Annotated in this window: 8 protein-coding genes; 6 read left to right on the top strand and 2 right to left on the bottom strand. The window is 48.0% G+C overall.

The genetic code is table 11. From position 1 onward, the window contains the following. Nucleotides 1-186: 186 nt before the first annotated feature. Complete coding sequence (locus H9L42_RS15315) at nt 187-1,350, bottom strand: iron-containing alcohol dehydrogenase (RefSeq protein WP_187304287.1); 1,164 nt, start codon at nt 1,348-1,350, stop codon at nt 187-189. Nucleotides 1,351-1,417: 67 nt separating this feature from the next. Then, nucleotides 1,418-1,963, bottom strand: coding sequence for a rubredoxin-like domain-containing protein (locus H9L42_RS15320; protein ID WP_187304294.1), 546 nt, complete (start codon nt 1,961-1,963; stop codon nt 1,418-1,420). A 197-nt stretch (nt 1,964-2,160) separates the two neighbouring features. On the opposite strand from H9L42_RS15320, the gene H9L42_RS15325 reads away from it, so the two are divergent. Genes H9L42_RS15325 through H9L42_RS15350 form a run of 6 tightly spaced genes read left to right on the top strand, consistent with a single transcriptional unit; the run spans nt 2,161 to nt 7,566 of the window. Further along, nucleotides 2,161-3,432, top strand: a complete 1,272-nt coding sequence (locus tag H9L42_RS15325; RefSeq protein WP_187304288.1) for an ABC transporter substrate-binding protein — start codon at nt 2,161-2,163, stop codon at nt 3,430-3,432. After that, nucleotides 3,416-3,640 carry a NifU family protein gene (locus tag H9L42_RS15330; protein WP_187304289.1) on the top strand — a complete coding sequence of 75 codons (225 nt, stop codon included), beginning with the start codon at nt 3,416-3,418 and terminating at the stop codon, nt 3,638-3,640. The genes H9L42_RS15325 and H9L42_RS15330 overlap by 17 nt, the downstream gene beginning before the upstream one ends. A 25-nt stretch (nt 3,641-3,665) precedes the next feature. Continuing rightward, nucleotides 3,666-4,892 (top strand): CapA family protein, encoded by a 1,227-nt coding sequence (locus tag H9L42_RS15335; protein WP_187304290.1) that lies wholly within the window; start codon nt 3,666-3,668, stop codon nt 4,890-4,892. Beyond that, entirely contained in the window at nt 4,867-6,327 is a 1,461-nt protein-coding gene (gene pepV, locus H9L42_RS15340; RefSeq protein ID WP_187304291.1) for a dipeptidase PepV, read from the top strand. Before H9L42_RS15335 ends, pepV begins: the two co-directional genes overlap by 26 nt. Before the next feature lie 56 nt (nt 6,328-6,383). Next, complete coding sequence (locus H9L42_RS15345; RefSeq protein WP_187304292.1) at nt 6,384-6,872, top strand: sigma-70 family RNA polymerase sigma factor; 489 nt, start codon at nt 6,384-6,386, stop codon at nt 6,870-6,872. Beyond that, entirely contained in the window at nt 6,865-7,566 is a 702-nt protein-coding gene (locus tag H9L42_RS15350) for a zf-HC2 domain-containing protein (RefSeq protein ID WP_187304293.1), read from the top strand. The genes H9L42_RS15345 and H9L42_RS15350 overlap by 8 nt, the downstream gene beginning before the upstream one ends. The last annotated feature ends 186 nt before the right edge of the window (nt 7,567-7,752 follow it).

Genomic DNA, 7,752 nt, shown 5'->3' on the forward strand with positions numbered 1-7,752 from the left:
GTTATGGGTTTGTAAGATCTTCAGCTCTTAAAAATCCAATAAAAAACGATTTTTTCAAAAAACGACTGTGAAAATGGGAAAGTTTTGTATCCAGTTAGATAAATTTTAGAAAGATGGATACAAAACCGGTATGAAGTCAAATAAAAAAGGAAGCTCAGCACATACGCCGGGCTTCCTTTTTCACAATTAGCGGTAGGATTCCTCGTAAATTCGCAGAACATCCTCGTCTGAAAGAGCCGCGGGGTCCATGGAAAAGAGCTTTCCCATGGATTCACGGGCATTTTCCACGAGAGAAGGAAGTTCTTCCTTTGTTACTCCGTAATCGCTCATTTTCAGATTTTCTACGCCGCAGTCGACCTGAAGCTGATGAAGGAGGTCGAGGAAATCTTCGGCCCTGGAAGCATCCTCTTTTCCCATGGCTTTGGCCATTCGGATGTAAAGATCATCACAGGCGTGATTTTTTACAAAATGACCGTGCCACGCCATACTGAGCATGATGAGACCGGCGCCGTGGGGCAGATCCGGATGGTACGCGCTGAGGGCGTGTTCCATCGAATGCTCGGAAGTGCAGAGCATAAAATACGCGGCGAGGGAATTGGCAAGGGCCACATAACCGCGCGCTTCGGAGTCGCTTCCGTCCTTTACGGCGGCAGGCAGATAGCGGGCAACATATTCAATCGCTTTCAGGGCAAACATTTCTCCCATCGGATTTTCGTATTTGTTGATGACGCTTTCCACAGCGTGAAACAGCGCGTCAAACCCCTGGTAAGCCGTCAGCATCGGCGGAACCGTCATCATCAGATCCGGATCTACAACGGAGATTGCGGGATAGAGCTTTTCATTTACAAGTCCGCATTTTTCGTTGGTATCTTCTTTCGTGATCACCGCTGTAGGATCTACCTCGGAACCGGTGCCGGCGGTAGTTGTGATTTCAATAATCGGCAGGGGATCGCACGCAAGAGGGAGGTTTTTTCCTGTTTTTCCTCCGCTGTAATCCCAGTAGTTTCCGGGGTTGGTCGCCATGACCGCGATGGCTTTGGCAGCGTCCATGCTGCTTCCTCCGCCAAGCCCGACAACAAAATCACATCCCTGTTCCTTGGCGAGCTGTGCCCCTTCCTCCACATGACGCAGCACCGGATTCGGCAGGATTTTGTCAAAAAGAACATGTTCACACCCGGCCAGTTCCAGCTGTTCTTCGACACGGGCCAGATACCCGTTGGCTTTTGTGGACTTCCCGCTGCTGATTACAATCAGCCCTTTCTTTCCGGGGATCCCGGCTTTATGCAGACCGCCCAGAGCGCCCTGCCCAAACAATACGCGTGTCGGGATATAGTATTGAAACTTTTTCATAATTCAATTTCCTCCTTAATAAAAAAGAGGATGCAGAAAAACTCTGCATCCTGACTTTTCTCATCGCTTAGCCAAAGTATCTCTTCAGCAGGCCTTCGAAGGCACAGCCGTGACGAGCTTCGTCCTTTGCCATTTCGTGAACCGTATCGTGGATTGCGTCCAGGTTCTGATCTTTCGCCATTTTAGCGAGAGCTTTCTTACCTGCGCAAGCGCCATTTTCAGCGTCTACGCGCATTTCCAGATTCTTCTTTGTGGAGTCTGTAACAACTTCTCCCAGAAGTTCCGCGAATTTAGCAGCATGTTCTGCTTCTTCCCAAGCAGCTTTTTCCCAGTACAGGCCGATTTCCGGATAACCTTCTCTGTGAGCAACTCTCGCCATAGCCAGATACATACCAACTTCGGTACATTCGCCTGTGAAGTTGTCTCTCAGCCCCTGAATGATTTCCGGATCAACGCCTTTCGCAACGCCGACTACATGCTGATCCGCCCATTCTTTCTTTCCTTCTTCCGCTTTTACAAATTTTTCAGCAGGAACGCCGCACTGCGGGCATTTCTCTGGTGGTTCCGGTCCTTCATAAGTATAACCGCATACTGAACATGTCCATTTCATAATTTTCTACCTCCCAATAAATTTAATTACTTTCACTTCTTTAGTTATACCACCTTTTGCCAGGTTAAAACAACCTTTTTTTACTGCAGGCTTTACCTTTTTTGAAAAAAAGGGTATAATTTGTTGTATTCCTATGTAAGAAAAGCATAAACAGGGGAAATTATCATTGGGGAAGCGTTTAAGGAGTAAGAGATAAGGGTATGAAAATGACGAGAAGATGGATTGCGGGGCTTCTGACTGCGGCGGTATGTTGTCTGGCGCTGTCGGGATGCACCACGTTTGACAATTTTAAAGAAGCGTTTATCAATAAAGATTCGCAGGCGGATGACACGATCCGGATCGGCGTTTACGAGCCGATGAGCGGTTCCGACGAAGAAGGAGGACGTCTGGAGGTGGAAGGGATCGAACTGGCGAATGAACTTTATCCGGAAGTCCTGGGGAAAAAAGTGGAGCTGGTTTACGCGGATAATAAGTCCGATATGGATTCCGCGGAAACCGCGATGGCGGATCTGATGAAAAAACAGCCGCTGGTGGTACTGGGAAGCTATGGAAATATTTATTCGCTGATCGCGAGCCACTATCTGGAAGAGGCGAAAGTTCCGGGGATCGCGATTACCAACACCAATCCGCTGGTTACCAGCAACCATCCGTATTATTTCCGGGTATGCTTTGTGGAATCCTATCAGGGCGAAGCGCTGGCTCGTTATGTTTATGAAGAACGGAATGAAAAAACATCCGGAATTATGGTTCCGGAGAATAATGATCAGGCAGTCTCCATGGCCAGCACCTTCAAAGATAAAATGGTGGAATTGACCGGAGACGATCAGGCGATTGCGGTATATCAGACTTTTGAAAGCGGGGCGGAGGACTTTTCCACCCAGCTTCAGGCCATTAAAGACTCCGGCGTCAATACGGTATTTCTCGCGGGGGATGTGACCGACGCGGTCAATGTATTAAAACAGGCGAAAAAGATGAATCTTGACAATGTGACTTTCCTGGGAGACAGCACTTGGGAAAGCGATGAGTTTCGGGATCTTGCGGGGAATGGAATTACAAATAACGTGGTGTTTTCTACCTTGTATACAGACGAGGAAACAGTAACGGAAACTTCTCAGGAGTTCCTGGACGCTTATGAGGAAAAATACGGAAAAGAATCGGCTGACGCGGCGACAGCGCTGGGGTTTGACGCCTATCTGATTGCCATTCAGGCCATCGAGCGGGCCGGAGAAAACTGTACCGGCGAGGATGTCCGGGAAGCGCTGGCTCAGACAGAGAACTTCCAGGGGGCGTCGGGAGAAATTACCTTTGACAACATCGGAGATCCAAAGAAATCCGTTGTTATAAATACATTTGAAAATCAAAAAATAACATCAATCTGTACCATTGCGCCGGATGAACCGGAGCAAAAATCAGATAAGAACAAAAAACAAGAAAAAAAGAAAGAGGAGAAAGAAAATGGAACAGAAAATTAAAGAAGGTTTAGAGCAGATTCGTCCTTTCCTGCAGAGAGACGGGGGAGACATTGAGTTTGTCGAGTATACGGACGATCACATTGTAAAAGTAAGACTGCAGGGGCACTGTGCGGGATGTCCGGGGGCTCAGATGACAATTAAAGGTGTTGTTGAACGGATCCTGACAGAAAGCTATCCGGAAATCAAAGGTGTGGAAGCGGTTCAGTAGACAAGAGAATATAAGCGGCAGATTTATGGGAAAGAATAAGATAAGTAAAACTGCGGCAGTGACTGTGATTCTGCTGGCTCTGGTTGTTCTGGGGCTGGCAGTTCTTTTAACATGGACGATTTCCGCAGGCAGGAATGTACCGGGCGCTTCGGAATTGGAGACGCCGCGGGCGCCAAAAGAAACAGACCTGTCTATTCTGTGTGTGGGGGACGTCATGTCTCATAGTCCGCAGACTACGGCGCAGTACAATGCGTCCAGAGGGCGGTATAACTACAGCAACAATTTTAAATATGTCAAACCATACATCGAAGCGGCAGATCTGGCGCTCTGTAATGTAGAAACGACCTTTGCCGGGGAACCTTACACGGGGTTTCCTCTTTTTAGCGCGCCGGACGCCCTGGCCTCGGCTCTGGCAAAGGCGGGTTTTGATGTGGGAATTACGGCCAACAATCATATGGCGGACAAAGGGATTTCCGGAATTCTGCGGACCCAGCGGGTTCTTCAGAAAAAAGGCCTGGACACAGTAGGCAGCGTGCAGCAGGAATCGGATCCCCGTTATCTGATTGAGGAGGTTAATGGAGTTAAAATCGGGATTGTGGCCTTCACTTACGAGACGGGATCCGGACAGGGCGGCGTTTCTATTAATGGCAGCTATGTCTCTGATGAAGTGGCGGATCACATCAATTCCTTTAATTTCAATACGCTGGAGGAGGATCTCCCCAAGATTGAGGACGCCATCAAAGGGGCGAAAGCGGCAGGGGCGGAGATTGTAATCGCATATTATCACTGGGGCGAGGAATATCAGCAAGAAGCTAATAAAAATCAGAGAAAGCTTGCCCGAAAGACGGCGGGAATGGGCGCGGATATTATTTTCGCTTCGCATCCCCACGTTCTGCAGCAGGCGGAATATCTGGAGCCTGAGGGATCCGACAGGAAGGTGCCGGTTTTCTACAGCATGGGGAACTTCATTTCCAATCAGAGGACGGAAACTCTGGGGAATCGTTATACAGAGCAGGGCCTGATGGCGCAGGTGGATCTTACCTGGTCGGAAAAAGATGGGATTACAGAGATCCGGATGGGAGGAATTCCGACCTGGGTAGACAAATACTATTCGGAAGGGAAACAGGTTTATGAGATTATTCCTCTGAGCGAAGGCTTGGAGGAAAATGAGGCTCTGGAGGTTTCCGGACATCTTTCCAGAGCGGAACAGGCATTGGAGGACGCAAATGGAATACTTGGATTTGATCAATAAGAGCATTGATGAAAATAAAGAGCAGCTCCTGCAGACTTTGCAGGAGCTGATTGCCATAAAAAGTGTGGCAGAAGATACAGAAGGGGAAATGCCTTTTGGGGAAGGCGTTCAAAAGGCGTTTTCTTATATGCTGGAGACAGCAAAGAAGGAAGGGTTTCCCGTTAAAAACACGGATAACTATGGCGGACATATAGAGCTAAAAGGTGAGAGCGACCGGGTTATGGGAATTGTCGGCCATCTGGATGTGGTGCCGGAAGGCAGCGGATGGGAAGAAGAACCTTATGGAGGAGTTATTAAGGACGGAGTGATTTACGGCAGGGGGACGATGGATGATAAAGGCCCGGTTGTCGCTTCGTTTTACGCGATGAAAGCCGTTAAAGACAGTGGAGTTCCTCTGAAAGACAGCGTACGGCTGATTCTGGGTCTGGATGAAGAGACCAACTGGAAGGGCATGGAGCATTACTTGTCTAAAGTGTCCGCCCCGGACTACGGATTTACGCCGGATGGGGATTTTCCGGCGATCCACGGAGAAAAAGGAATTCTCGTCTTTGATCTGGCGAAAAAATTCGCGCCGGCTTCGGAAAAGGGGCTGGAACTTCGCAGCCTGACCGGCGGAAACGCGGCGAATATGGTTGCGGATTCAGCTCGCGCGGTTGTACGGGACTCCTCTGGCGCGGGCTATGAGGAAATTCGGGAAAAAGCCGCGCGGTTTTCCGCGGAAAAGCAGGTGCGGCTAAAATGCAAAGGGGTAGGGAAAAGCTTGGAAATTACCGCGCAGGGAGTTTCCGCCCATGGAGCAAAGCCAGAGCAGGGAGTAAACGCGATTTCGGTTATGATGGAATTTCTAGGCCATCTGAACTTTGCCGGCGATGATGTGAATGACTTCATTGCCTTTTATAATTCCAAGATCGGATTCGAGCTGGACGGTCGTTCTCTGGGATGCGGATTTGCTGATGAACCATCGGGCAGCCTGGTTTTAAATGTGGGGATGATCCGGCTGGACAGTGAAGCGGTTTCACTGACAATCAATGTGCGCTATCCGGTAACATCCAGCGCGGAAGCTGTGTATGAGGCGATTCGTCCGGCCGCGGACGAGTATAACCTGGGTATTGTAAAGGGAAAGCATGAAGAACCCATTTATATTCCGGCAGATGATCCGATGATCGTTACGCTGATGGACATTTATAAGCGGCAGACCGGTGATATGGACAGTAAACCTCTGGTGATCGGAGGCGGAACTTATGCCCGGGCCATGAAAAATGTCATCGCTTTTGGCGCGAGATTTCCGGGGCAACCGGAGCTGGAGCATCAGAAAAACGAATGTGTTTCCATTGAGAATCTCATGAAGATGACGCGGATTTACGCGGAAGCCATTTACCGTCTGGCGGGCGCGGAGCAGGAAACCGGTAATGAGGAGGTTGAAGAAAAAAATTAAAATTTGTTTGTAATGATTTCCGATCTCGCAGGTCATATAACTGAAGAGGTGGAATTGTGAAGTATTTTGATGAAGTCTACAATCAGTATTTTAAAGATGTGTATTGTTATGTGTTTTCGCTGAGCCGCAGTCAGTCTGTGGCGGAAGAAGTGACCCAGGAAACCTTTTTTCGAGCGCTTAAGAAGATTGATTCTTTCCGAGGTGACTGTGACATCCGGATCTGGCTTTGTCAGATAGCGAAAAACGAATATTTCCGTATGAGGGAAAGGGGCAGGCGGTTTACGGAAGAACCGCCGCCTGATTCCGCTTCTTCTCAAAATACAGAAGAAGACTTTATCAAAAAGGAAGAGACTCTTCGGATTTACCGGACTCTGCATGATCTGGACGAACCATATAAGGAAGTTTTCTCGATGCGGGTTTTTGGAGAATTGCCGTATAAAGAAATTGGTCTGATTTTCGGCAAGTCGGAAAACTGGGCGCGAGTGACCTACTATCGGGCAAAGCAGAGAATACAGAGCCGACTAAAGGAGGGAAATCATGGATAAACAGAGTTGTAATATTGTACAGGATCTGCTGCCCCTGTATATTGATGAAGCCTGTAGTGAGGAAAGCCGGGAAGTGGTGGAAGCCCATCTCAAAGAATGTGAAGCCTGCAGGGAAGCCTTCGAGCAGATGAAGGAAAACCTTAAGTTTCCGGCGGAGCACGCGGACGCGAAGCGGGGTCTTGAAAAAATACGGAAGGTTCTGCGAAAAAAATATGTGATTTTAGCCCTGGTTGTAGCGGCAGTGACAGGGGGATGTATGGCAGGGTCCTGGATTTTACAGACCATAGAGGAACCGATTGCCTATGAAGATTTAAAAATGTCAGTTGTGAGGGATAAAAAAGATCCGACGCTGTATAATTTGACGTTTAACGGAGAATCGTACGCGGGTTTGTATTCAGAAGCAATTACTTTGAAAGAAGATAAAAATTGCATTTATGAAGCGGAAATTGTCCACTGCAACCGCTCTTTTTGGACACAGTTATTTGAGCGAAAGCCTCTGAAAAATGCCGTAATGTGGAGCTTTTCAGAGAATCCGGACACGACAGTCGGCTATGTGGCAGATGAGAAGGGAAACAAAAAGGTAGTTAAAACGGTGGCGGCATACTATCAGGCTACGCCGGGCAGCCCGCGCTATTTACTATGGGAGGCAGACTGGTATAAAAAGGCTCATGGAAAATCCGGCGGGATAGTGTAAAATAATTGTGGAATTTTTGAGAGAGAACTAAAAAGAGACAGTTCCAAAATGATAAAATAGTTTTCATCACAAAAACTCACGAAAGGAACTGGTCTCTTATGGAAACAATTATACAACAAATCGCAAAAAAACTCATCAACAAAATATTGGAGAAAGCATATTCCGGAGGGATTTCTGATATCGATG

The organism is Zhenpiania hominis (assembly GCF_014333425.1).
In the GTDB taxonomy this organism is placed as follows: Bacteria; Bacillota; Clostridia; order Peptostreptococcales; family Anaerovoracaceae; genus Hominibacterium; species Hominibacterium hominis.